This is a genomic window from Flavobacterium sp. RNTU_13, assembly GCF_046614455.1.
In the GTDB taxonomy this organism is placed as follows: domain Bacteria; phylum Bacteroidota; class Bacteroidia; order Flavobacteriales; family Flavobacteriaceae; genus Flavobacterium.
This window is the reverse complement of the sequence record NZ_JBKJHB010000007.1, coordinates 13,111-37,019: the sequence shown is the minus strand read 5'-3', so window position 1 is coordinate 37,019 and position 23,909 is coordinate 13,111. Positions and strand designations below refer to the sequence as shown.

The window sequence follows — 23,909 nt, the reverse complement described above, 5'->3', positions numbered from 1 at the left end:
CTTTTTTAGTTTACCCTGTAAAGGTTCATACCGCAAGCTGTATTGCTAACCTTTCTTTGAAGATTGTGGCTTACGTTATTGGCATCAATCCACGTACATAGTGAACTACCGGTAGGGTTACACTGTACATCTGTTTCAATACATTTAATGGTAGGCGCGGTACTATCAAAATAGAAACCGTTTTCCAACACTGTTTCGCTGCTTTTCTCCGGGCTTGTAGCAAATGCAGCACTAACGCCTGCTATAACAATTACAGCCGGCAAAAGGACACTTTTTAAAGTTTTCATAATATTAAAATTTAAAATTGATTGCTTACTATTTTAAGGGTTTTCAGCTTCTCCCTTTTTGAAATGTTTGGTTATCGCCTGCGCTAAACGGTAACGTAACATTTCCCTGCCGGACAAGACAAAAAGATACTCATCCGTCAGCAGCATTTGGGACAGTCTTTTTTTTCCGCGGTGTTCAATAAAAAAACTACCCAAATAACTTTGTTCTCTGGTATCATATATATCAATAACAGAAGCACTATCCCAAATTTCACGGGTTTCAAATTTCCCCATAAGATTGGATTCCACTAAAAGAAGATTATTGTAAGCTTCCATATTCCTGTTCACAATTAGAGGGGGTGCATCCAGCTTATGCGTGCCGCCGGGCAGATCCCGGACCGTAACCTGCGCACGCGATATTGTATCTATAGTATGTAGCCTCCGCAAAAGGTTGAGTCCTGAATCCATAACTAAAAATTCGTTACGGTAGAAGTAACTGTAAATAACGTTCCTACTCCTCCTGTCATAAAGGAGCATACCGTCGGTATCGAATACGCCATCGTATTGACGGCTAAGCAAATCATAGCTGATTTCGGGATTGGTTTTGCCTTGTGTAAAAGCCCCGAGCACATTTGTTTTGGTACTGTCGCTTTGTGCCCGGAAGACAAAAGTATCAGGGGTTACAAATTGCAATTGGGAAAAATAAATATCGGAAGTATTTATTTTTACAGCTGAAGAATCACCCAAACGTCCCCTAAATACTGCCGGGACAGTACCATCGTATATGTAAAAGTAGGGTGTACGTACCTGTACCTTTACCGAACGGAAACGCTGTCTTGGAGTATCCAGTGTTAGCCTTATACTTTGTTTCGTTTTTAAAAGTGTATCAACCAAGGTCAGTATCTGTGGAGCGGTAGAATTACCCAGAAAAATTTTTCCATCTTCGTAACCTGCAAAATAATAGGAATCAGCTTCAAGATTAAATACGGTTTCATCGTTTAAAGGGTGCTGTAAGAACCTGCGGGTAAAATTGTTTTCTTTTTTTATGATGTGTTCAGAAGACAAAAAAAGTATAATTACAAGGCTTGATCCGAGGCCCAAACATAGCAGATGGAGAACGAGTATTCTTCCCATACGCTTTCCTGACATCCTCTCAGTTAGCAAAAGCGCCAGTAGTGCTAGTATAATAAATACAATATTAAAGGCCATGTGTTCTGTCCAACCCAATTTTTCAAGAATGCCCCCGCAGGAACAAGGAATGAACTCACTATAATTCAGAATGAGGTAAATATAGACCGTAAAAGAAACCATCAAAGTAAACGAAGCATATAAGCCTATACTACGCAATGGTTTAAGCCATAGCAATATTACAATGAGATACTCTACAGAAATAACCATTGGTGCAACTATCCCTGCATACGCACTCAGCAAAGGCGACTGGGCAATTTGTACTTGAAAATTGCTATAATCCAAAAGCTTGCTGGTAGCTGCGTACACAAAAAGCAAGGTGTAAAGCAGGCTGATGGTATCAACTAATGCTTTTTTAACGTGAGGTGATAATTTCATTCCCTGTATTGCTATACTGAGGTTTCATCAATGTATTGATAAGACATCAGAGGTTTAATACAGGCAAGGTATATTGTTTAAATAGATAAAAAGGCTACAGATACAAGCCAAAAACACTCAAATACAAGCCATTATAAAACAACCATGATAGAAGTTTTTTCTTTATCGAATTCACTTCTTTTTTAAGTTCAAGCAGTATATTTTTAATCGTGTCCTGGGGAATGTGGTCAGGACTCAATCACTATATCTTACGATAAGAGTGGACAAATTTCTTTATGGTACCTAACTGCAAATGAGCGCCAAAAGTAATCAAAGAATACTAAATTTAATTTAATAGGAATTCAATCAATATCTTGCGTGTTGCCGTTAATGAATTATGAATACTTAAATGTCAGAGAGATGAATGTAGATTTGATTACAAGGGATGACTTTGAACGTTTCAAAACAGAACTGATTAATGAGATAAGAATGTTTCAAGTTAATAACCAACGTCCAGAAGAGAAGGGAAAAGCATGGCTTAAAAGCAATGACGTTCGAAAACTGTTAAACATTTCAATTGGTACCCTTCAAAATTTGCGCCTAAAGGGGACATTACCTTTCAGCAAAATTGGTGGGTTGCTATATTATAAATACGAAGATATATTGAAACTGATGGACAGTAAAACTGATACTGAATAATCGTTTAAAAGTATTCTTTTTTAAAGATGCGTTTTAAGATAAAAAATCACTATTTTTGCTTTGAAATTACCGTTAAAATTCATAAGTGAGTTATTCGGTGAGTACCAAATTAGGTTTAGTTACAAATTATTGATTTAAAGATATTTACGGGACAGGGTTAAAATCCTGCCACCCCGACCGAAAAAACTAAAAAGCTCTTAATTTTAAAATTAAGAGCTTTTTATTTTATGTAACTTAAGAACTTAAAACTGTGCAGTGTCATGTAATACCGTGTAGTTTTTGTCATTAAATTTTACCTTCCTGTTAGGTTTATCCTGCATTTCAAAAACACCGTTTACCACGTACTTATATTCGGTAAATTTATAGCCGGTGTTATAGGTAACAACAGCACGATAGACTTTCTTGACAGAGTCATATACCATAACTTTATCTTCCTGCCAGTTAAGTGGAAAATCAGTGCCGCGCAAGGCTACGTTTGTAGCTTTTCCATCTGTGCCTGGCACAGCAACCTCAAACACCACCGTTTGTTTCTCTGTTTTTTGCACGCATGACGCCATACATGCAGCGACTATAATAAGTAGTTTAGTTTTCATTTGTAGTTAAGTTTTTAGTAATAAGATAATCTAATCCAAATTTCCCCGAACCTAATACCAGTGTGTAGATACAAATAGCACCCATACATAATGACGGAAGCATATTCCACAATCCCTCATTAACCTGCTGGCAAAAAGCTGCAACCAGCATTGTACATAGTATTAAAAAAGAACTGATTCTTGTTTGCAGCCCCAGCATAAGGCAAAGTCCGCCAACGGCCTCACTAAACGCCCCTATCCACGCGAAGAATACAGGAAATGCGGCAAATATTCCTCCAAAATCTGCCACATCTTTAGGAAACCAAAACGCTACTTCAAACAAACCTAAATTTTTATCCGGTTCAGACCATGGCATACCGAATTTAGCCGCGCCAAACTCAAATGCCATAAGGTAGCCGCAAAATATACGAGGCACTGCTATAAGTAGTTGAGAACCGATATTTAATCGAAGTACCGGTTGTGTTAACATAAGGAATAATTTTTTCATGGTGTGCTTTATTTAACTGCCTCAAAATTATCATTAAACAATTTGTAAATCGGTGCAAATTATAATTTGGCACCTCTTTATAGTGCAATATTTTCGTACATTTAGTAAGGAAACCAAATCGGAACACCATGATATTTGAATTTAATAAACAAAGTGTATTTTTAATGGTGTTCCTTATACACCTTGCGGTGTATAGCATTCTATCGTTTAAAAGATATGCAGATAAACGAAATCCATCTGATTTTTTACTGGCATTGCTCCTACTACTGGGGTGTCTTTATGCATGCCCCTGGATGCTGGGCTTTGCGGGTTGGTATGACAACCAGCCTTACCGCGATATTTTATTTTACGTACCGTTTCAGCAACTTTTTTTTATCGGGCCGATAGGTTTGCTATATGTACTTTATCTTTTAAATCCTGGATTTAAAATAAAACCAACGTTTTTTTACCATTTTTTACCGGGGATATTTTACCTCAGTTATTCGATTGTATGTTTTGTAGCAGATAAATTTATTTATCATAGCTACGTTATGATGGATGACATTCAGGATCCCGACTTTGACAATTGGTATCAATATCTGGGGCTCATTAGTATAGCCGGCTACTTTTTTACGGCTTACAGATACTATATTAACTACAGGAAAATGGTTTTAAATTTTCTGAGTAATGCAGATGCATTGTCTTTTACGTGGATAAGAAACTTTTTTGTAGCGGTATTAGCATTTATCATAAGCTGGTTAAGCATTAATTTCTACAGTGTTATTACCGGCGGAAGCTACACAGCAAGCTGGTGGTATTTTTTAATCTTTTCATTGCTATTCTATTACATTGCCATTACGGGATACTCTAACAATACGGCTTCCAGACTTTATATAAAAAACTGGACATTACATAGAACTCCTGATATAGTTGTGCTTACGGAAGGTGCACAGAAAATGCTTAACAGTTATACTCCAGTACAAGCCATCGAAGAAGAATGGGAGGAAGAAAAACAAACCGCAACGGAGCCGGCTACGATTAATAACAATGCAGCCGAAGCTGAACTTTTAGAAAAGGTAGCGTTGCTTATAAACGAGCAACAGTTGTACGCAGACCCGGGGCTTAGCCTTACCGACCTCTCCGTTGCCACAAAAATAGGGCTCCATGTACTCAGCAGGCTAATAAATACTCAATCAGGGCAAAACTTTAATGACTACATAAACAATTTCAGGGTAAATGCCATTATTGAAAAAATGAAAGCCGGCGACCACCATAAAACTACACTCATAGGTTTAGCGTATGACTGTGGTTTTAACAGCAAAACAACGTTTCAGCGATCGTTTAAAAAACATACCGGTACTACCCCATCTGCCTATATAAAAACACACAATTTGTAAATAAACCTCAAAAAATAAGATATGAAGATATTGTTAACAGGCGCTACCGGATATATAGCGCAACGATTGCTCCCCGTACTCCTCGAAAAAGGACACGAGATGATATGTATGGTGCGTGAACGCGAACGGTTTGCCGGAAAATATGCTGCTACAAAAAACATAACCGTTATAGAGGCCGACCTATTAGCCCCGGAAAGCCTGGCAAACATACCTAAAGATATTGATGCCGCATACTACCTGGTACACTCTATGAGTGGCAAGGGAGAATTTTCGTCTTTAGAGGAACAATGTGCCGAAAACTTTATAAAGGCCATGGAAAATACTAATGCGCAACAGGTAATTTACCTCAGCGGTATTGTAAACGAAGAGCATCTTTCTAAACACCTTTCATCCAGAAAAAATGTGGAAGAAATACTGGCATCAGGCAAAACGCCACTTACCACGCTAAGGGCGGGTATAATTGTAGGTTCGGGCAGTGCTTCATTTGAAATAATACGCGACCTTGTAGAAAAGCTACCGGTTATGATAGCGCCAAAATGGCTATACACAAAATGCCAGCCGATAGCTATAAGGAATGTGGTAGAGTTTTTATCGGGTGTGCTGCTTAAAGAAGTTACCTACAACAACCATTATGACATTTACGGCCCGGACATACTTACCTACAAACAAATGCTACTGGGATTTGCCGAGGTTAGAAAACTGAAGCGACACATATTTACCGTACCGGTTATGACACCGAGGCTTTCGTCTTACTGGTTATATTTTGTAACCTCTACTTCCTACTCCCTTGCAAAAAACCTTGTGGAAAGCATGAAGATAGATGTGGTGGCTAAGCCAAACAATCTTAAAGACCTTTTAGGCATTAACCTTATTCCGTATAAAACGGCCATAAAAATTGCCTTTGATAAAATAGAGCAAAACATGGTGCTTTCCAGCTGGAAAGACGCGGTAGGCAGGGCTAACTACAGCAAGTTTTTTGCCAAGCAAATAAAAGTACCTCAACACGGTGTTTTTACCGACCGAAAAATGACCATTACTGATGACCCTGAACGTGCTGCCGACCGTATATTTTCTATAGGAGGAGAATCAGGGTGGTATTATGCCGACTGGCTGTGGAGCTTCAGGGGTTTCTTAGATAAACTTTTTGGCGGCGTAGGCCTGCAACGTGGCCGTAATAACAAAGCCTTGATTACCGCCGGCGAATCACTTGATTTTTGGAGAGTGCTGTACGCCAACCGTAAAGAGAAACGCCTGTTGTTGTACGCAGAAATGAAACTGCCCGGCGAAGCCTGGCTGGAGTTTAAAGTAAAAGGAAATAAAGTAATTCAAGTCGCTACGTTTCGCCCACTGGGCATTGCCGGCAGGCTGTATTGGTATAGCGTGTTGCCTTTTCATTACTTTATTTTTAATGGAATGATAAACAAAATAGCGCACTGATAAAGTTAATCCAATAGTTGCTCCCCTGTTTAGGTTACTAATAAAAACATAAAGCGTAAGTAAGCAAGTGTAATATTAAGTAACTTAAACATAAAAAATGGAAATGCAACATCAACTTACATGGCTGTTTGTACTGGCTATAGTGGTAGCCTGTGTAGCCTGGACAGTAACCCATGAGGAGGTTTTCAGGGAGCCACGCGAATATTGTGTTAACCGTTCTAAGGCAGGAAAAAGCATTGCATCACGCAAGTTCTTTTACCTTTTTACGTGCGAATACTGCTTTAGCCACTATGTTACCATTGTTGTTGTAGCGGTTACACAGTTTAAACTACTCATAGACGACTGGCGCGGGTATCTTATAGCAGGTTTTGCGCTGGTGTATATAGCAAACGCTTATATGAGTCTTTTTTTATTTTTAAGGCAACTGATTAAAAAGGAAAAAACGGAAATCCGGCATATTGAAGCATCAGATGAAGAAAGTGCCTGATGGCACATAAAACAAAAACCCGGCATTATGCCGGGTTTTCTATTTTGGGACTATTATTAAGAGCAACCGTTAGAAAATAACACGTTTGCTAACTTTACCTTTTGTAGTGTTAACCTCTACAATAAGCACCTGTTGCTCTGCTGTAAGGTTACTAATTACAGCTTCTGTATTATTAACATTATCTACACTGTATACTTTTGCACCGCGTATGTCATAAATGGTTATACCATTTACACGTGCGCTGCCTGCGTTTACGTGTATACTGCTTCCTTGTTTAAACACTGCTACTGTATTAGCGTCCAGCGGCTGGTCTGTACCAAGGGCTTGTGTAGTATAAAGTATCTCAAAACGATTATCAAATGTACCTGCTTCGGTAGCAAAGCTGTAGCTGTTATCGTTTAATGACCTGATTATACCTTCTGCATTGTCCTTAATATATACCGCCTGACCTTGCTGGAATACACCGTTAGCGTGGTCTATGGCAATAGTATACGTACCTGCCTGTGGAGCATTGTAACCCATTGGCACTACATCGGTATTACTAAATACCGGCCTTGCCTGTATGGTTAATGGATTTTGCTGGGCAAGTGTATACACACTAAGCGCATTGTTTTCAGTAAACTTGGTAGCATCATAACCAAAGTCGATACCCATAGTGGCATTGTCCATGTAAGCTATAGCAGTTTGACTTGCATTGCCGGCAGCCACCGAAGACAGGTTGATCCAAAGGCGTGACGCAGTATCTGCACCCTGCCTGAAGAAACTTTGCGAACTACCCGGAGTACCGCGGCGCATGCTGTTTGTAAAGGTAACTTCAGGATTAGTAAGGCCTGTAAGCGTACGTACAATAAATCCTTGACCAGGAGCCAGCAACCAGTTTGAAGAACCTGTTGATGGATCAAAAGCATAGAACTGGTTGTTCTCTGCACCACCACCCAGAGCCGGGTTTGCCACAAATGCAGCTAGGTTTAGCGTAGCATAAGAAGAGCTTGAGGCATTGTTCTTCTTTCTCCATAGATACACACCAGATGATGCATCTATAACGGTGGCGTTTCCATAGAAAAAGTCGTAAAGGTTTATTGGCGAAGGGTACGGGTTACCTATAGCATTGTACCTGCCGCCTGTTGTGGCAAGAGGCCTTGTTATAGTACCATTGTTTGGTACACCTGTAAACGTTCCGTCAAATTTAATAGCTGTAGCACCGTCGTTGTAACCCGCTGTAGCATCTGCATTTGGCATACGGATAAGGTAACCTTTTGCTGCTTCAAAGTTATTATCGCCGGGCGTTACAGAAGCATATACGTCTGTAGCCGTTTTGTACTCGTAGAATCGGTTAGATACTGTAGCCGGAGAAAACGCCTGAAGGTTTTGGCCCGCCACAGGAGAAGACCATATTGTATAGTCTGACCTGTAAAGGCTGCTTCCTTTTTTATGGAACACAATGTTACCACTGTTAGCGCTCACCGTAGTAGCTGCTCCCTGCACAAGAGCGCCGTTATCTGCTACAGTAAGTGTACCTGCAGGGTTAACCGAAAGCAAGTTATCTACATTTAGTGTTGCACCTGTAGCCACAGTAAGGGTTGCACCTTCGGCTATAGTAAGGTTATGTACTGAAGCCGTACCAGTGCTTATAACAGGATTATTTGTAGCTGTTGTTATAGTAACATCGCTAGATGAAGTCGGTACAGTACCACCACACCAGTTAGCTGTATTGTTCCACTCTGTATTAGCAGTTCCTGTCCAGTTAAAACATGGTGCGGCAACTGCAAGAGTATATTCTACATAAGTACCGTAAGCGTAGCTGCCACAAGCAGACGCTGCTGGAGTTCCTAAACCAGCGTTTGCTAATCTGTTCCATATCCTAACCGTATAGTTACCCGGAGTTAATGATGATGGAATAGCAGCTGTTATAGTATAAATTACAGAGTTACCATCTATATAGTTTGGTAATGCTAATGTTTCGTTAGCATCGTCAAAATTACCATCTCCGTTGTAATCTATGGCCATACCTACACCTATCCACCCTATACTTGTAACATTAAATGTATAGGTGTTACCAGTAGTAACAGGTATACTTAGTGAAGTACGGTTAATTGCAGTAGCAGAGCACGCTGTAATGCCGGAAAGGTCGTCTGTAAACGATGCCTGCGGCACAGTTAATAGTGTTATACGGTGAGTAGAATCACACGTTGTGTATGTAGGAGCACATGCACCAGTAAAGAATATACCTACAGGACTCCAGCTACTCTTATCTGAATCGCTACAAACTGAGCGTACCCACCAGTAATACTTAGAGTTTGTAGTTAATCCTGTAAGTGATACAGATGTACCTGTGGTTGGCGTACCTGTAAAGCTTGATACAGGCGTGGTATTAGTAGTACTGTAATAATACTCATATCCGTTTGCAGGAACTACCGATGGAGCAGTCCAGCTGATGTCTGCAGTTGTGGTAACAGCAACAGCAGTTAGGCTTACAGGATAGAAACACGTTGGTATCTTCATGCTTATATTGTCTATACTGGCCGATGGCTGCTCTCCAAAAATGCCATCATTTCTCCACTCAAATACTAAACGAACTGTTTGTCCGGCAAATGAACTTACATCAAGTGTAGGCGTGTAGTATGTTGTGTAAGTAGTTTGTGCAAAAAGATTACCACCTATTTGAATCCTGCCCGAACCAGAAGTAATTTGCGTACCGGCAGTTGGTATAAAGCTGGTAGGAACCATCCAAACGCGCAGGTAGTCATAACCGCTTTCTCCATATCCTTTCCAGTCAAAAGAGAATTCAACTGTGCTTGTTCCCGCCGGAATAGTAATATCCCTATATGCCTGAACAACGCTTATAGACGTTAAGTCGTATCCGTTAGTGGCACCACCATCGTTAGATACATAAAGTGATTTCGTACCTGAGCTACTTGTGGCAGTACCGATGAACCATTTGTTGGTTTGCCCTGTATTTACGAGAGACCAAAACGATTCACCTTCAAAGCCTTCTGTGTAGTTTAGCGTAGCTGGCACCTGAGACGTTGTAAACGTACCTGTTACATAACCTGATTCACAAGCAGCGTTAATGGCTTTTACCCTATAGTAGTATGTGGTTTGAGCAGTTAAACCTGTTATACTGTATGTGGTAGCTGTAAGGCCCGTTACTGGCGAAGCAGCTGATGTTGTAAATGCAGCATCTGTATACACTTCTACCGTATACGTAGGTGTACCACCATCTCCCTGTGTAGAAAGTACCCATGCAATATTTGCACCGTTTGCACCTGTTGAGACTACTGATGTAGATGCCATAGTAGGACAATCGCCAATAATTTTTCCAGATATAGCAAAAATATTAAGCACCGGCTCTACAGGTCCGTCTGAAGTTTTTGTAAACTTAACCGCGGCTACTTTTCTTGTTTGGTTCGCCGTGTTCACTGGTATAGCAATCTGGAAGATTTTAGAAGCAATAGTTTCAACATTTCCTGTAGTATCGCTCATGTTTGCCCTTCCAAGATTATCTACTATTATAGAACCTGTTCCCACAACCCAGTCAGGTATTGCTATTGACGTACTAAGCTGAGAAGTACCGCCATCTTCAAAAATAATTTCTGCCGAAGCAACAAGGTCGCCACTACCACCCGTTGCAGCAATATATATGTCGGTAAGTTTAACAGGTGTTTCAAAGGTAAGCGTTCCTGTATCGTTTTGACCCGCGAGCCTTAAACAGTTATTTCCGCTGTAATCAGGAATTATAAAGTTAAGGCCAGATGTAGTAGTGCTGCTTAAAAAGCGGTTTATCGGTAATCCTACTGTTGTAGGTGTACCTGTGCCAGAGATATAGTTTCTCGCCACGTAAGCATTTCTGGCACCTGCAGCGTCAGCGTCTACCGGTGCTGTTGTAGAATATTGTGCAGCACCCGAACCGTTTGCAATAACGTCCTTATTATACCCGCCTGAAGTTACATCTATAGGGGTATAGCCATTTGTAGCTGTAAAACTACCGGTAGAATAGGTACTTGCACAAGTACCTGTAGCAATAGCACTAACCCTGTAATAATAAACAGCATTTGCTGTAAGACCTGTTACAGCCTGTTTTGTAGCTGTAAGCCCTGTAAATGAAGTGAAAGACGTAGTATATGAAGCATCTGTAAACACCTCAAGATTATACGTGATTGCGCTTGCCCCACCACCGGTAACTGAATTCCAGTTAAGTGTAGCAGAACTGTTTCTTATATTACTTGCACCTACTACCAAAGCCTGACCCACGCAAGTTGTTACGTCAAATGTAGCAGCCGACGTGCTGTAAACAGGACCTGAACAAGATGATCCGCTGTTGTAAGCGTATATAAAATAATAGTAATGTGTATTAGAGTTAGCAGATGTATCGTTTATGTTTGTAGATGTACCTACTGCAATAACATTACCTGAGCCTATAGAGGCACCTACTGTATAAGTACTAAAGTTTGCCGGAGCTGCACTTAATGCAGATGATATACTACGTACAATAACATACCCCACTGAACCCCCAGATGGTGCTGTAATGGTACCTGTAGCACCTGTAGATGTGGCGCTTGCAGCTACTGTAGGAGCACCTGGTGTAGGACACTCCGGCTGAAGCGTAGTAGCGTTAGCTGTAAGCGTGTTAGAGCTACACACATTGTTAGCTGCCTGTACTTTAAAATAATACGTGGTTGTAGGGTTTAGACCTGTAACAGTGTACGAAGTTCCACTAATGCCAGAGTTAGTACTAACAAGAGTAGTTAGTGCAGCATCTGAATATGTTGTTACAGTGTAGGTAGGCGCACCTCCGTCGCCCTGAGAAGAAAGCGTCCAGCTTACGGTAGCACTGGTAGCGCTTGCAGCCGCGGCAGTTACCGCAGAAAGCGTAGGACAGTCGCCTATTACCTGGCCGGAAATAGCAAATATGTTAGGAACCGCTGTACCCGAAGCTACCCTGGTTATATTTACTTTAGTAACTTTTTTACCTTGGTTAGCAGAAGGAATAGCTATAGTAAGCTGGAAAATTTTAGCATTACTTTGGCTTATACCTGTTGTAGTAGTAAATTCGGCTTCGTTAGTTGTACCGTTTTTATTTACACGTCCAATGTTGTAAGCCAGTACAGGAGCACCGCTTGTTGCAAACCAGTCTGGAACGGCTGTGCTTGCAATAGCCTGAGTAGTGTCGTCTTCAAAATAAATTGTACCTGTTATAGAAGAAGCACCACCACCCGATGCTACCGCAAGATAAAGGTTAGTAAGCTTAGTAGGCACACTAAACACAAGGTCTTGTGATGGCGAAGCAGCCGTAAGCCTTACCGAGTTATTTGTTTTGTAATCCGGCATAAGGAAATTAAGACCTGCATTGTTTGGGCTTGCCATAGTGCGGTTTACAGGAAGTGCTCCTGTTGAAAGTGCCGCTGAATTTACATTTGGCTTGTAATCACGAGACATGTACACGTAGCCGCCACCATCTACATCACTTGTTGTAGATATGGTAGCCCATCCATTACCTTCGGCAATTACGTCTGCATTAAAACCTGTAAGGTTAATAGGAGAATAATTGTTCTCTGCCTTAAAGTTAATAGTAGATGAGAATGTAGCATCGCCACACCCGGCAGGAACTTCTGCTTTTACCCTGTAATAATATGTAGCATTAGCCGTAAGATCTGTAATGTTATAACTTAATTGATCTACAAGCGTGTATGTACCAAAAAGTGTAGTAAGTGCAGCATCTGTATACACTTCTACTGTATACGTTACAGGATTACCGTTTGTACCTTTTACCGAAGCCCAGTTAAGGGTAGCAAAAGAGTTCTTTACATTACTTGCCGCCGAGGAAACCGCTGCTGTTGCACAAGATGTAGCATTGCCTGTTACGGCAGTACTATATACTGGCCCAACACAGCTTCCGTTATTAAAGGCGTATACGTAGAAATAGTAACGCGTGTTAGACGCCACAAAACTTGATACAGATGAGGCAGTTGAAGAAAGTGCCACAACAGTACCTCCGCCAATTGTGCTACCTACTGCGTATGAAGTACCTGAAACAGGATCTGAACTTAGAGATGCCGAAGTACTGCGTACAACAAGATATCCTCCTGTAGGTGGCGTTGTTGCTGCCGTAATATTAACATTAATATTAGAACTTGTAAGCCCGCTGAAAGATATTGAAGCAGGAGCCAACGGAGCCGTACACGCTCCTGTAGAGGCGGTAACATTAAGAGTATAATCTTCGGTTTCACCTGTTACAGAACAACCCGATGGTGTGCTGGAATATATTACACTACGTACTCTCAGCCTGTGTGAACCTATTGCAGCCCCTGCAGGAACTGAGATCGTACCCGAATATAACGTTAAACCGCCTGAGAGTGCACCGGTATGTATGGCAATGGTTTCGCCTGCGTCGGCAAAATCAAGGTCATCGTTCCAGTCTACAAAAATACCTGTAGCTGTTGTACCTGCTGCCTTACTACCTGTATAGGTAAATGAAGAACCTGCCTGCACCGAAACTATTTGGGTAGCCGAATAACTAGCCGTAGCAGCTGCTGTGCTGTTACTTATATTAGAAGCACCTCCTATAGTAGTAAAGTTGGTGTTATAGTATGTAGTAGATGTAGTTACAGAACAATATGCCAAAGACTGGCTGCCCGTAACATAAGATGATGAACAGCTAGTGCCGTCTGCCTTAACCCTATAGTAATAAGTAGCGTCAGGAGTAAGCCCTGTTACAGTGTAAGAATTACCGGTTAAGCCGGTAAACGGAGAACCAGAAACCGGAGTTGTGTAACCGGCATCGGTATATACTTCCAAAGTATAGGTAGGTGTGGCACCATCAGAACCTAGAGAACCTAACGTCCAGTTTGCTGTAAACGACGATGTAGATACCGCAGCCGAAGTAACTGATGTCATTACCGGGCAAGCATCTAGTGTTTTACCCGAAAGACCAAAAATTTGTGCTACTGCCCCGGTAGCTCCACCTTTAGTAAACGTAATAGAGTTTAACTGTTTGGTTTGGTATGATAGGGGTACCGCGATTGTAAAGTAAAACACCTTAAACGAACCTGTACTTGTAGGTGCTGTAGCGGTCGCAGATGTACGTGTAATACGGTTTAGGGTATTGGCATTAGTACATGCGGGTACTGCTGTAGTTGCGGCATTGTCCCAGTTAACTAATGTTGTAGCACTGGCCGTGTAAGTAGTACCATCTGTAAAGTTTAATACCGGGGTTAGTGCAGCATTTCCGCTACCAGAAGTAACAGCCACATATATAGTACCAAACTTTTGAGGGTAAGCCAGTGTAATAGTACCCGAGTTTCCATTTGTAGGAAGCCTTAAACTGTTACTACCAGTGTAATCCTGCATGTAAAACTGAACACCTAAAGCGGTATTAAGTACGCGGTTTATAGGTAGTCCGGAGTTCGCCACAGGAAGGTTACTCGAAGCATTAAGCTGGTAATCCATAGCAACATAAGAGAAGTTTCCTCCGTCTATATCTGCAGTCGTAGATCCTGAAGGCACACCAATACCATTAGCAATAACGTCTGATGCATAACCTGTAGTAGCTAATGTGGTATAAACACCTCTTTTAGGAATAAAAGAAGTTGCAGCACTATAGGTACCACATGAAGTGTTATCTACCTTTACCCTAAAGTAATATGTAGTGTTCTCTGTAAGACCCGTAACCTGATAACGCGTTGTTGCAACTGCAGATGCGGTAGTTAGTATGGTACTAAAGCCTGAATCTGTAGCCACATCTACGGTATACGTACCTCCAGATACACCTGTTACAGTGTTCCAGTTTAGCACGGCAGATGTAGCAGTAAGGTCGCCCGCACCCACTACTACCGGAGCAGCAGTACACTGTGCGTTAACGTTGTTAAAGCCAAACACCAAAAACAACACGCTTACCAGAACAGCCATATTATGGCTAAATCTAAAAAGCGAAGGTGAATTTGATGAAAACACATTGTTAAAACCGGACCCCATAAGGGTTCGGGTTAACGCAAACCCTCTCCCAGGGGAGTGGTCTGATTCGTGGCTTCCGAAACCATTTCTGGAGGGAACGGAACCCGAAAGTGGTGTGTAATTTTCTCTCATTACTAATTCTGATTTTAAAAGATATTCTTAAAATTAAAAGATATTATAAATGAAAAGAGGCACACCTAACTAATTATCAAATATTCAACGAAAACGTTGTAAAGAAAACAATAGTTGTTAAAATTTTTATTTTAAGTAACATTACCTTAACAAAAAACCAATTTATACAGCATAAACAACAACCTTAAAAAACTTCAATAAACTGTATTTTTTAATAAAAAATCATATAATATTCTAAAAATAGCATCAAAACATTAAACAATACACTAAAACACAGGAAATAATTTAAAAAAATATCACACTGCATGGAACGCTTGTGAATATTATAACATCTATTTAACAATTAAATAATCCGTTGAATATTTTTATAACCAAATGATTTTGAATTTAATCCCAAAAATGTTGTTGCGATGCAACCGGTTTATTTAACCAGAGTTTGCAATTTTAAACAACATCTCATTTATTTAAATTTGTACATTTGAGACATGGAACACACAAAACGAAACCGAGGTAAAACAGCAGAGGACGATGCTCTCTTTAGCAATGAAAAGCAAATAAACAAATTAAGAGAGGCACTGAAAGACTTAAATTATCTGCTTACAAGAGGGTATACCATTAAATCTTCTTTAGCTCTAGCCGCGGGAAGGTATAAACTGAGATCAAGGCAATTAACCGCACTACAGGGAATGGCCTGCGCAGAAGCCGAAGTGTTAAACCGGATTGAAAAGCAGGTAGCCGAAAATCATATTGCCGGTAAGGAAATTTTTCTTGATGGTTTCAATATTATTATTGTGCTTGAAAGTTTTTTTTCGGGTGCCTATATATTTAAAGGACAAGACGGCTGCTACAGAGATATATCGTCAGTTCACGGTACGTACAAGCGTGTTTTACAAACAGAACAGGTTTTAACAACTGTAGGCAAGCTGTTTTTAGAGGCGGGAGCGGGCAAAATAACCTGGGTATTTGACAAACCCGTTTCTAACAGTGGTAAAATGAAAACAATGTGCTACGAGGTAGCGGCAGCACATAATTTCAACTGGGATGCAATCCTTGAAAATTCTCCAGATAAATACCTTGCCGAATGTAACGGTATTGTTTGCTCTTCAGATGCATGGATTTTAAACGAATGTAAAAAATGGTTTAACCTCACGGCCAACATTATTGAAAACCACAAAGTTCAGAAGATTAACGCCAACATTATAGTACCTTAATTACACCCTTCGGTAATCGCCTTGCCAGTGTTGTATAGCACGCTTAATTGCATCTGCCGAAAGTTTCTCTGAAACAGCACGGTTTAAAAGCCCTACAAATTCTGAGTCCGGAGCAAATCGCAACGCAAAAAGCTGTCCCTCGGTAAGTAGCGGTTCTATTTCCTCAAGGCGCTTACCGGTAAGCACAAAATAACGGTAACGAAGCTCATTAATTACAACACGGTTCTGCAATGTAAGCGCATAATGCTGCCTCAGCAAAAAACCCAGCCAGGTAACTGCAAAAAATGCCAAGCCTAAAACTACCCACACTTCTTTTAGACTATCATCTGTAAAGGCCTTGTAACCACAATACCCCATTAACAAGAGCATTACAGGGTAAAAGACAAAATGGTGCGGCGGATAAAATCGTATGTGGTTATTGTAATTTTGTTGCTGAGACATTAGTTACTTTGTTTTTATTAGGTATTCAATAATTTTATAATAAGTATTACAATTCCGGAAGTAGCTTTAATACGTCCCTTATATCTTTAAACGCCCTGAAATTAGGGTGACGCACTTCATGATCTACGCGCTCAAACGCCCAGGTAGTATGAAAAGGCACATGACAGGCATACCCCCCAATTTCCAAAACAGGCAATACATCGCTTTTTAGCGAATTACCTATCATCATAAAATGTTGTGGTTCTATTTCCAGGCGTTTAAGAAGCTTTTCATAATTAATAACCTCTTTATCGGCCATAACCTCTATGTGGTGGAAATATGGGCCCAGACCACTGTCGTGCAACTTACGCTGCTGATCTTTAAGGTCGCCTTTGGTGGCAACCACCAGTTTGTAACGCCCGCTTTGGTGTAGTGCCTGTAGCGTCTCCTCTACCCCGGCTATAAGCTCCACCGGTTTTTGCAGCAGTTCTTTACCAAGATCTAAAATACGCTCTATGTGTTTTGTAGATAGTGTACCGTGCGATATTTTAATCGCCGTTTCTATCATACTAAGTATATATGCCTTTATACCATAACCATACAACGGAAGGTTTTTAATCTGGTTAAGATACACTTCCTGGCTTATGCTTTTGTGGCTCAGGTAGTCTTCCATAAGCACGCAAAACGCTTTTTCGGTTTCCTCAAAAAATGGTTCGTTTATAAATAGGGTATCGTCTGCGTCAAACGCTATAACTTTTAAATCCATACATTAATTGGTTAAGTAAACATAAAAATACACAATTAGCCGCCATTTATGGTATACAAGCGAAATTTCCTTACATTAGCTAAAAAACCAACCATGGGTATAGGGTCTATTTTTTTCTTTTTATTCATAGTCTTTGTCTTTGGTCCCTTTGCAATACTAATAGGGTGGATCATAAAAAAATCGACCCGCAAACTTAGCAACCCGGAACTGCAAAACGAACGACTAAAACTAGAGCATTATGTAAATAGTGTTTTACCGTCATTAGCGCCTCTATCGTCTCCCAACCAAATTGTTAACGACATTAGGTGTAGCTATTCTAAAGGATTCTCCATTAGATCTGAGGGATGTATCTATTCTCAGTACGGGCAACCTGTTTTAGCATTTAGTGCTGTACACAGAGGAATTTATACAAACGAACGTATAGTACTAAAGAGCAGTAACCTGTCATTTTACATAGAAGTATATAAGGTAGACAAAAAAATAGAGCTAAACGGCCGCACCTTTGGTTACATTGATGGCGCTAAAACAATATACGACGCCAACAGAAAACGTGTAGGCTACGTGCGTATCCTTAAAAAGAATTTTGAAATTGTAATGAACGGCAGGCCTGTAGCCTCTTTAAACTACAGTGAGGCAGGTATAACAAAAACACTAAACCTTTTTTCAGAATTATCGTCAAACCGAAAAGCGGCTTTTAACATTGTGGAGACACTGGAGGACAATCTTAGCGAAGAAGAAAAGCAGTGGATAATATGCCTTATCGCCTACGAAATGATTCATAACCAGTTACTCCCACCCGTTTCGCACACCTCGCGAAGTGGTGCTTGGCGTTAATTGATTATCTGGCTGGTGTGGCCTGCAATAACCTTCCATCCGTCTGCAAATTGTTTCCAAATCCTGGTATAACGATAAATACCCGCATAGGTGTGCCCATCTACCGCGCCGCCCAAATCCTGAACTACACTTACCACTGCCACATCATCATACGTGTATATAAGCCTGGCACTGGTTTCTATACTATATATTTCCAGCTTCCCGCCCTCGTGTATGGCTATATCGTCAGCCTTGGTAACAAGATGCCCGTTTTGATTGGTAAATACAAGTGAATCTGCCAGTAACGTTATGAGTTCGTCTACGTTGCTGCTTTTCATAGCAGCTATGAGCCTGTCTTCGTACTGCTCAATGATTTGTTTGGTTTCCATAGTGGTAATTTTGCTCCACTAATTTAAGAAATTTCTGCCTTAATGATTTAGCTTTAATAAAGGTTTAATATTTTACTACCCAAACAAAAAACCGATAACTACAAAAAATAAGGTTACCATTAAAAATATACGTGCATCTTTAAACTTTTGGGGCACATTGGCTGCAAAGGCAGTGGGCGGTGTCGTTGGGATGGCATCTTCAATTGGGATAGCATTAACGTTAAGCCACTCTATTACAGCTTTGTCCTGCACGCTGGAAAATGAAAAAACGAATAAAGGAATGATGAATAATAGTTTCTTCATAGGTAATTTGGATTGGTTTTGAATAGAAAACGGCTGTATTGACGAAATATTTTTATGTACTTTTACATTTTACAAACATACTACCACAAATGCCCGAAACCATTATTATAATTGTCGTCTTTATCATTGCCCTGTCCATAGGAATTTTTATTGGAAAACAGCTATCTGCGTCTAAAGCAGCAGCAGACCAAAAAGTTTTAGAAGAGCGCAACCTGAGCCAGTTACAACTTATAGACCAGCTAAAAACGCAGTCGGCTAACGAAAAACAATTGGTTGAAAAACAACTCGTACAGGTTAATGCCGAACGCGATGCCATCCGCAGGGAAAAAGATTCCCTAGCCATACAACTTACAAAGTCGGAAACCGACTATGATAACCTCGTGGAACGTATGCGCGAACAGCGTCAGGAAACCGATGAACTAAGGGAGAAATTCACCAAGGAATTTGAGAACCTGGCTAATAAGATTCTGGAAGAAAAATCGAATAAGTTTACCGAGCAAAACCGCGAAAACCTGAAGAACATACTGTCTCCGCTTCAGGAAAAAATTCATCTTTTTGAAAAGAAAGTGGAAGACACCCACAAAGAAAGCATTGACTACCACGCTGCGCTGCGCCAGCAGATTCTTGGGCTACGCGAAATGAACGAAGCCATGAGTCGCGAAACGCTTAACCTTACCCGCGCCCTTAAAGGCGACACTAAAATGCAGGGTAACTGGGGAGAGCTTATCCTGGAACGAGTATTGGAGAAATCAGGCCTTGAAAAAGACCGGGAATATTTTGTACAGCAAAGCCACCAGCTGGAAGACGGCAGCCGCGTAATCCCCGATGTGGTTATAAGCCTGCCCGATGGTAAAAAGATGGTGGTAGACAGCAAAGTATCGTTAGTGGCGTATGAGCGCTATGTAAACGAAGAAGATGATCCGCTAAAGCTTGTACATTTAAAAGAGCACGTAAACTCAATACGCCGTCACGTAGACCAGCTAAGCGCCAAGAGCTACCACGACCTATACCAAATGGAAAGCCCTGATTTTGTATTACTATTTATCCCCATAGAGCCGGCGTTTGCCATAGCCTTAAACGAAGATGCTACCTTATACAACAAAGCTTTTGAGCGTAACATTGTTATTGTTACCCCAAGTACCCTACTGGCCACCCTACGCACTATAGACAGTATGTGGACGAACCAAAAGCAACAGGAAAACGCTTACGAAATTGCCCGCCAGGCAGGCGCGCTTTATGACAAATTTGAAGGCTTTATAAATGACCTTACAAAGGTGGGTAATAAAATGCGCGACGCACAGGCGGAATATCAAAATGCAATGGGCAAATTGTTTGAAGGCCGGGGTAACATGATTGTTACCATAGAAAAACTGAAAAAAATGGGAGCTAAAGCTAAAAAGTCGCTTCCCGAAAATATCCTTAGCCGCGCCATGAACCGGGAAGACGAAGAACTTTTAGACAATAACGACACACCCACTGCCCTAAACTAAATTACAACCCTAACAATATACTATGGAGCCACAGTACCGTAAAGCCAGCGAATCAAGAATCACGATATCAGAACTTATGCTGCCGTCGCACCAAAACTTCAGCGGCAAAATTCATGGTGGCTACATTCTTATGCTTATGGACCAGATAGCCTTTGCCTCGGCGTCCCGCTATAGTGGCAGCTATTGTGTTACTGCAAGTGTAGATACGGTAGACTTTCTTAACCCGATAGAAGTGGGCGAGTTGGTTACCATGAAGGCTTCCGTAAATTATGTAGGAAACAGCTCTATGGTGGTAGGCATACGTGTTACATCTGAAAACATACAAACCGGCGTGGTAAAGCACTGTAATTCGTCTTACTTTACTATGGTTGCTAAAGATGCATCAGGAAAAACGGTTCAGGTACCCGCAATAGAGCTAAACAACTTAACCGAAGTAAGACGTTTTTGTAACGCCCTAAAACGTATAAGCCTGAAAAAAGAACGCACGCTGCATGAGGAAACCTTTGACCATACTTCTGAAACCGCGCTGCAAAACCTAAAAGACTATCGTGTACGCCTACAACTGGATAAGCAAAAATAATCTTCGTTAACATCAATAAGCTTATCTGCTTACTGTTTGTTCAGGAGGTACTAAAATAAAAAAATGGATACCAGTTGTGGTATCCATTTTTTTATTCATTAAGCACAGTACTACTCAGCAGAAACGTCTACCGTAGTAGCTTCAGCTATCTTTTTATAGGTGCCGTTTTCCAGCTTTTCACGTATTGCTTCGTATGCAGATAGTGTTTCGTCTATATCTTGCTTTGTGTGCGATGCCGTAGGTATCATCCTAAGCAGTATAATACCTTTAGGAATTACCGGGTAAACCACAATACTAAGGAATATGCTGTAATTTTCCCTAAGGTCATTAACCATAACCATAGCTTCAGGTATACTACCTTCCAGATATACCGGCGTTACACATGTATTGGTGTCTCCAATATTGAAACCGCGCTCTTTAAGTCCGTTTTGAAGATAATCTACATTTTCCCAAAGCTTATCTTTAAGTTCAGGCATGCTACGTAGCATCTCAAGGCGCTTTAGCGCACCTTTTACAAAAATCATTGGCAGTGCCTTCGCAAACATCTGCGAGCGCAGGTTATATTTAAGGAAGTCTATAACATCCTTATCTGCTGCGATAAACGCGCCTATACCCGCCATTGACTTTGCAAATGTAGAAAAGTACACATCTATACCATCCTGGCACTCCTGCTCTTCGCCTGCTCCGGCACCGGTTTTACCCAGCGTACCAAAACCGTGAGCATCGTCTACTAACAGTCGGAAATTATATTTTTCCTTAAGGGCTACTATTTCTTTTAGTTTACCCTGCTGTCCACGCATACCAAAAACACCTTCGGTAATCAGCAGTATACCTCCGCCGGTAGTTTCGGCCATATTCCTGGCGCGCTCAAGGTTTTTCTCAATACTTTCAATATCATTATGCTTGTAAGTAAAACGCTTACCCATGTGCAGGCGCACGCCGTCTATAATACAAGCGTGGCTGTCTACATCATATACAATAACATCATTTTTACTAACCAGCGCATCTATGGTACTTACCATACCCTGGTAACCAAAGTTTAAAAGGTATGCCGACTCCTTGCCTACAAATGCTGCAAGCTCCTGCTCCAGCTGTTCGTGCAGACTGGTGTGTCCGCTCATCATACGGGCACCCATAGGGTAAGCAGCGCCATACTCGGCAGCAGCTTCTGCATCAGCTTTAAGCACCTCCGGGTGGGTAGCCAAACCAAGATAATCGTTAATACTCCAGTTTATTACCTTTTTACCGTGAAACATCATGCGGTTACCCAGCGGACCTTCCAGCTTAGGGAACACGTAGTAACCTTCTGCCTGTGAAGCCCATTTGCCAAGAGGGCCTTTATTTTTTTGTATCCTTTCAAACAAATCTTTTACCATAATGAAAAATTTACATTGGTGTTTAAAAAACGCACCAAAAGTAACCATAATATTAGTTTTGTCATAATAATTTTTAATGCAGAAAAAACTAATTATTAACCGTTTTAGCAAAAAATAAAAAATAAATATATATTTGGCAATCCATTAAGAAAACCGACCTCCTTATGTGGAAAACCGCCTTTAAATATGTTTGGGTTATTTACTCTGTTATTGCCCTACTTGCGGTACTTTACACAGCCTTACTCCCCGAAGATGTAGTAACAGCCAGTGTCCCCCATTGTTATTCGGTAAAAAATTTTGGAAAACCGTGCATTATGTGCGGCAGCACGCGCAGCTTTATGGCCATGGGCGATTTAAAAATACACAGGGCCTGGGCGTTTAACAAAATAGCCTTTATGCTTTGGATTATCATTGTGGCCAATAGCCTTTTAATCTTAAAACGTTTAATAACCAAACTGAAACGAATATGAAATTAGCAAGTTTAATAATAGGTATAACAGCACTGGTGGGTATGCTGATAGGCTTTGTGCCATGCCTTGGCTGGTTTAACTGGTTTAACATACCCCTGGCACTACTAGGATTAATTCTTGGCCTTGTAGATTACAACAACTCAGAACTGCCACAAACAAGTTACGACCCTTTAAAAGGTTACCAGAAACCATTTCCTACCGGAGCATTACTGTGCGGTATAGCGCTGGCATTGTCATCTTTAAGGCTTGTTATAGGAGGCGGCATTATCTAACATTTAAAAAAATGTTAATAAACAAAACTGTATAACCAACCAACATTGGTATAAATTATTATTTTTACATTTTTTACAACCAATTTAAATATAATTCACAATTATGGATTCTCAAAAAGTAGACATGTACATGATGGCCAATGCGAAATTTTTCCAGCCATCTCAAATCAATTTTATCCGCGAAAGGCTTCTTGCTGCGGATGATTCTAAATGGGCAATGATAAACAGCGCCGATCTTAAAGAGCCTTCTACCATGCTAATCATATCTATCCTAGCAGGAGGACTTGGAATAGACCGTTTTATGATAGGCGATACCGGCCTTGGGGTAGGTAAACTGCTTACAGCTGGTGGTTGTGGTATCTGGGCTATTGTAGACTGGTTCCTTATACAGGATGCTACACGCCAGAAAAATCTTGAAAAAATACAGCTGTATTTATAACAAATGGCTAAACGGCTATACCTGTATGTAACAACATTACTCATTGCTTCTTATGTTTATGTAGGATGGACTCTATATCATAAAGACAATCCCAGCACAGGAACAGTTTGTGTGTTTAAAAACATTACAGGTATAGCCTGTCCATCCTGCGGGAGCACACGTGCTGTTATACTCCTTACTGAAGGAAAAATTACACAGGCGGCACTTACAAATCCGTTAGGCTATCTTATAGCATTTTTTATGCTTACACTTCCCTTTTGGCTGTTGTATGATGCAGTGACACAAAAAACTACGTTTTACAACCGGTACAGAGCTGCAGAAAAAGTAATTTCATCTAAATGGATTATCGCCATACTTATACTTCTTGTTTTATCTAACTGGGTGTGGAATATCTTTAAAGACCTTTAA

Annotated in this window: 22 protein-coding genes; 12 read left to right on the top strand and 10 right to left on the bottom strand. The window is 40.7% G+C overall.

The annotated features are described in order from the left end of the window. Positions 1-5: 5 nt before the first annotated feature. Positions 6-287, bottom strand: a complete 282-nt coding sequence (locus ACLI08_RS14550) for a DUF6520 family protein (RefSeq protein WP_411429238.1) — start codon at positions 285-287, stop codon at positions 6-8. 33 nt (positions 288-320) lie between these two features. Beyond that, on the bottom strand, positions 321-1,832 hold the full coding sequence (locus ACLI08_RS14545; RefSeq protein ID WP_411429237.1) for a MauE/DoxX family redox-associated membrane protein: 1,512 nt from the start codon (positions 1,830-1,832) through the stop codon (positions 321-323). 399 nt (positions 1,833-2,231) lie between these two features. On the opposite strand from ACLI08_RS14545, the gene ACLI08_RS14540 reads away from it, so the two are divergent. Next, on the top strand, positions 2,232-2,510 hold the full coding sequence (locus tag ACLI08_RS14540) for a helix-turn-helix domain-containing protein (RefSeq protein ID WP_411429236.1): 279 nt from the start codon (positions 2,232-2,234) through the stop codon (positions 2,508-2,510). Between the two features lie 242 nt (positions 2,511-2,752). Here the strand turns inward: ACLI08_RS14540 and ACLI08_RS14535 are convergent, their stop codons facing one another. Then, positions 2,753-3,103 (bottom strand): hypothetical protein, encoded by a 351-nt coding sequence (locus tag ACLI08_RS14535; protein WP_411429235.1) that lies wholly within the window; start codon positions 3,101-3,103, stop codon positions 2,753-2,755. Further along, positions 3,093-3,590 (bottom strand): DoxX family protein, encoded by a 498-nt coding sequence (locus ACLI08_RS14530; protein WP_411429234.1) that lies wholly within the window; start codon positions 3,588-3,590, stop codon positions 3,093-3,095. Before ACLI08_RS14530 ends, ACLI08_RS14535 begins: the two co-directional genes overlap by 11 nt. Positions 3,591-3,718: 128 nt before the next feature. Between ACLI08_RS14530 and ACLI08_RS14525 the strand changes: the two genes are divergently transcribed. The 3 genes from ACLI08_RS14525 to ACLI08_RS14515 all read left to right on the top strand — a co-directional run bounded on the left by ACLI08_RS14525 (position 3,719) and on the right by ACLI08_RS14515 (position 6,890). After that, complete coding sequence (locus ACLI08_RS14525) at positions 3,719-4,966, top strand: helix-turn-helix domain-containing protein (RefSeq protein WP_411429233.1); 1,248 nt, start codon at positions 3,719-3,721, stop codon at positions 4,964-4,966. A gap of 21 nt (positions 4,967-4,987) precedes the next feature. Continuing rightward, positions 4,988-6,403, top strand: a complete 1,416-nt coding sequence (locus ACLI08_RS14520; protein WP_411429232.1) for an SDR family oxidoreductase — start codon at positions 4,988-4,990, stop codon at positions 6,401-6,403. Positions 6,404-6,500: 97 nt separating this feature from the next. Next, positions 6,501-6,890, top strand: coding sequence for a hypothetical protein (locus tag ACLI08_RS14515; RefSeq protein WP_411429231.1), 390 nt, complete (start codon positions 6,501-6,503; stop codon positions 6,888-6,890). A 69-nt stretch (positions 6,891-6,959) separates the two neighbouring features. Here the strand turns inward: ACLI08_RS14515 and ACLI08_RS14510 are convergent, their stop codons facing one another. Beyond that, positions 6,960-14,972 (bottom strand): fibronectin type III domain-containing protein, encoded by an 8,013-nt coding sequence (locus ACLI08_RS14510; RefSeq protein ID WP_411429230.1) that lies wholly within the window; start codon positions 14,970-14,972, stop codon positions 6,960-6,962. 485 nt (positions 14,973-15,457) lie between these two features. Between ACLI08_RS14510 and ACLI08_RS14505 the strand changes: the two genes are divergently transcribed. Further along, positions 15,458-16,183 (top strand): DUF434 domain-containing protein, encoded by a 726-nt coding sequence (locus ACLI08_RS14505; RefSeq protein ID WP_411429229.1) that lies wholly within the window; start codon positions 15,458-15,460, stop codon positions 16,181-16,183. On the opposite strand, the gene ACLI08_RS14500 is transcribed toward ACLI08_RS14505, so the two are convergent. Together ACLI08_RS14500 and ACLI08_RS14495 are read right to left on the bottom strand one after the other, a co-directional pair. After that, positions 16,184-16,624, bottom strand: coding sequence for a DUF6526 family protein (locus ACLI08_RS14500; RefSeq protein ID WP_411429228.1), 441 nt, complete (start codon positions 16,622-16,624; stop codon positions 16,184-16,186). A gap of 46 nt (positions 16,625-16,670) precedes the next feature. After that, positions 16,671-17,369: an HAD family hydrolase gene (locus ACLI08_RS14495; RefSeq protein ID WP_411429227.1), complete on the bottom strand. Its 699-nt coding sequence runs from the start codon at positions 17,367-17,369 to the stop codon at positions 16,671-16,673. Positions 17,370-17,417: 48 nt separating this feature from the next. Here ACLI08_RS14495 and ACLI08_RS14490 point away from each other — a divergent pair, with 48 nt between their 5' ends. Then, positions 17,418-18,203, top strand: coding sequence for a hypothetical protein (locus ACLI08_RS14490; protein ID WP_411429226.1), 786 nt, complete (start codon positions 17,418-17,420; stop codon positions 18,201-18,203). Here ACLI08_RS14490 and ACLI08_RS14485 read toward each other — a convergent pair. Beyond that, positions 18,200-18,571 carry a nuclear transport factor 2 family protein gene (locus tag ACLI08_RS14485; protein WP_411429225.1) on the bottom strand — a complete coding sequence of 124 codons (372 nt, stop codon included), beginning with the start codon at positions 18,569-18,571 and terminating at the stop codon, positions 18,200-18,202. The two genes, ACLI08_RS14490 and ACLI08_RS14485, sit on opposite strands and share 4 nt — an antisense overlap. Positions 18,572-18,646: 75 nt before the next feature. Next, a complete protein-coding gene (locus ACLI08_RS14480; RefSeq protein WP_411429224.1) occupies positions 18,647-18,874 on the bottom strand; it encodes a hypothetical protein in 228 nt (75 codons plus the stop codon). An 89-nt stretch (positions 18,875-18,963) separates the two neighbouring features. Here ACLI08_RS14480 and ACLI08_RS14475 point away from each other — a divergent pair, with 89 nt between their 5' ends. Together ACLI08_RS14475 and ACLI08_RS14470 are read left to right on the top strand one after the other, a co-directional pair. Further along, positions 18,964-20,364, top strand: a complete 1,401-nt coding sequence (locus ACLI08_RS14475; protein ID WP_411429223.1) for a DNA recombination protein RmuC — start codon at positions 18,964-18,966, stop codon at positions 20,362-20,364. Positions 20,365-20,386: 22 nt separating this feature from the next. Beyond that, positions 20,387-20,944 carry an acyl-CoA thioesterase gene (locus ACLI08_RS14470; RefSeq protein WP_411429222.1) on the top strand — a complete coding sequence of 186 codons (558 nt, stop codon included), beginning with the start codon at positions 20,387-20,389 and terminating at the stop codon, positions 20,942-20,944. A gap of 110 nt (positions 20,945-21,054) precedes the next feature. On the opposite strand, the gene ACLI08_RS14465 is transcribed toward ACLI08_RS14470, so the two are convergent. Next, complete coding sequence (locus tag ACLI08_RS14465) at positions 21,055-22,320, bottom strand: aminotransferase class I/II-fold pyridoxal phosphate-dependent enzyme (protein WP_411429221.1); 1,266 nt, start codon at positions 22,318-22,320, stop codon at positions 21,055-21,057. A gap of 164 nt (positions 22,321-22,484) precedes the next feature. On the opposite strand from ACLI08_RS14465, the gene ACLI08_RS14460 reads away from it, so the two are divergent. The 4 genes from ACLI08_RS14460 to ACLI08_RS14445 all read left to right on the top strand — a co-directional run bounded on the left by ACLI08_RS14460 (position 22,485) and on the right by ACLI08_RS14445 (position 23,909). Beyond that, positions 22,485-22,790, top strand: a complete 306-nt coding sequence (locus ACLI08_RS14460) for a DUF2752 domain-containing protein (protein WP_411429220.1) — start codon at positions 22,485-22,487, stop codon at positions 22,788-22,790. Next, complete coding sequence (locus tag ACLI08_RS14455; RefSeq protein ID WP_411429219.1) at positions 22,787-23,062, top strand: hypothetical protein; 276 nt, start codon at positions 22,787-22,789, stop codon at positions 23,060-23,062. The genes ACLI08_RS14460 and ACLI08_RS14455 overlap by 4 nt, the downstream gene beginning before the upstream one ends. A gap of 103 nt (positions 23,063-23,165) precedes the next feature. After that, positions 23,166-23,501: a TM2 domain-containing protein gene (locus ACLI08_RS14450; protein ID WP_411429218.1), complete on the top strand. Its 336-nt coding sequence runs from the start codon at positions 23,166-23,168 to the stop codon at positions 23,499-23,501. A 3-nt stretch (positions 23,502-23,504) separates the two neighbouring features. Then, positions 23,505-23,909, top strand: a complete 405-nt coding sequence (locus tag ACLI08_RS14445; protein WP_411429217.1) for a DUF2752 domain-containing protein — start codon at positions 23,505-23,507, stop codon at positions 23,907-23,909.

What these genes read in the sequence shown, in the direction of transcription:
- ACLI08_RS14510 (WP_411429230.1), bottom strand. Translation starts at nt 14,972, where the DNA reads ATGAGAGAAAATTACACACCACTTTCGGGTTCCGTTCCCTCCAGAAAT.
- ACLI08_RS14500 (WP_411429228.1), bottom strand. Translation starts at nt 16,624, where the DNA reads ATGTCTCAGCAACAAAATTACAATAACCACATACGATTTTATCCGCCG.
- ACLI08_RS14495 (WP_411429227.1), bottom strand. Translation starts at nt 17,369, where the DNA reads ATGGATTTAAAAGTTATAGCGTTTGACGCAGACGATACCCTATTTATA.
- ACLI08_RS14465 (WP_411429221.1), bottom strand. Translation starts at nt 22,320, where the DNA reads ATGGTAAAAGATTTGTTTGAAAGGATACAAAAAAATAAAGGCCCTCTT.
- ACLI08_RS14480 (WP_411429224.1), bottom strand. Translation starts at nt 18,874, where the DNA reads ATGAAGAAACTATTATTCATCATTCCTTTATTCGTTTTTTCATTTTCC.
- ACLI08_RS14515 (WP_411429231.1), top strand. Translation starts at nt 6,501, where the DNA reads ATGGAAATGCAACATCAACTTACATGGCTGTTTGTACTGGCTATAGTG.
- ACLI08_RS14535 (WP_411429235.1), bottom strand. Translation starts at nt 3,103, where the DNA reads ATGAAAACTAAACTACTTATTATAGTCGCTGCATGTATGGCGTCATGC.
- ACLI08_RS14530 (WP_411429234.1), bottom strand. Translation starts at nt 3,590, where the DNA reads ATGAAAAAATTATTCCTTATGTTAACACAACCGGTACTTCGATTAAAT.
- ACLI08_RS14550 (WP_411429238.1), bottom strand. Translation starts at nt 287, where the DNA reads ATGAAAACTTTAAAAAGTGTCCTTTTGCCGGCTGTAATTGTTATAGCA.
- ACLI08_RS14505 (WP_411429229.1), top strand. Translation starts at nt 15,458, where the DNA reads ATGGAACACACAAAACGAAACCGAGGTAAAACAGCAGAGGACGATGCT.
- ACLI08_RS14460 (WP_411429220.1), top strand. Translation starts at nt 22,485, where the DNA reads ATGTGGAAAACCGCCTTTAAATATGTTTGGGTTATTTACTCTGTTATT.
- ACLI08_RS14470 (WP_411429222.1), top strand. Translation starts at nt 20,387, where the DNA reads ATGGAGCCACAGTACCGTAAAGCCAGCGAATCAAGAATCACGATATCA.
- ACLI08_RS14445 (WP_411429217.1), top strand. Translation starts at nt 23,505, where the DNA reads ATGGCTAAACGGCTATACCTGTATGTAACAACATTACTCATTGCTTCT.
- ACLI08_RS14540 (WP_411429236.1), top strand. Translation starts at nt 2,232, where the DNA reads ATGAATGTAGATTTGATTACAAGGGATGACTTTGAACGTTTCAAAACA.
- ACLI08_RS14520 (WP_411429232.1), top strand. Translation starts at nt 4,988, where the DNA reads ATGAAGATATTGTTAACAGGCGCTACCGGATATATAGCGCAACGATTG.
- ACLI08_RS14490 (WP_411429226.1), top strand. Translation starts at nt 17,418, where the DNA reads ATGGTATACAAGCGAAATTTCCTTACATTAGCTAAAAAACCAACCATG.
- ACLI08_RS14450 (WP_411429218.1), top strand. Translation starts at nt 23,166, where the DNA reads ATGGATTCTCAAAAAGTAGACATGTACATGATGGCCAATGCGAAATTT.
- ACLI08_RS14475 (WP_411429223.1), top strand. Translation starts at nt 18,964, where the DNA reads ATGCCCGAAACCATTATTATAATTGTCGTCTTTATCATTGCCCTGTCC.
- ACLI08_RS14455 (WP_411429219.1), top strand. Translation starts at nt 22,787, where the DNA reads ATGAAATTAGCAAGTTTAATAATAGGTATAACAGCACTGGTGGGTATG.
- ACLI08_RS14545 (WP_411429237.1), bottom strand. Translation starts at nt 1,832, where the DNA reads ATGAAATTATCACCTCACGTTAAAAAAGCATTAGTTGATACCATCAGC.
- ACLI08_RS14525 (WP_411429233.1), top strand. Translation starts at nt 3,719, where the DNA reads ATGATATTTGAATTTAATAAACAAAGTGTATTTTTAATGGTGTTCCTT.
- ACLI08_RS14485 (WP_411429225.1), bottom strand. Translation starts at nt 18,571, where the DNA reads ATGGAAACCAAACAAATCATTGAGCAGTACGAAGACAGGCTCATAGCT.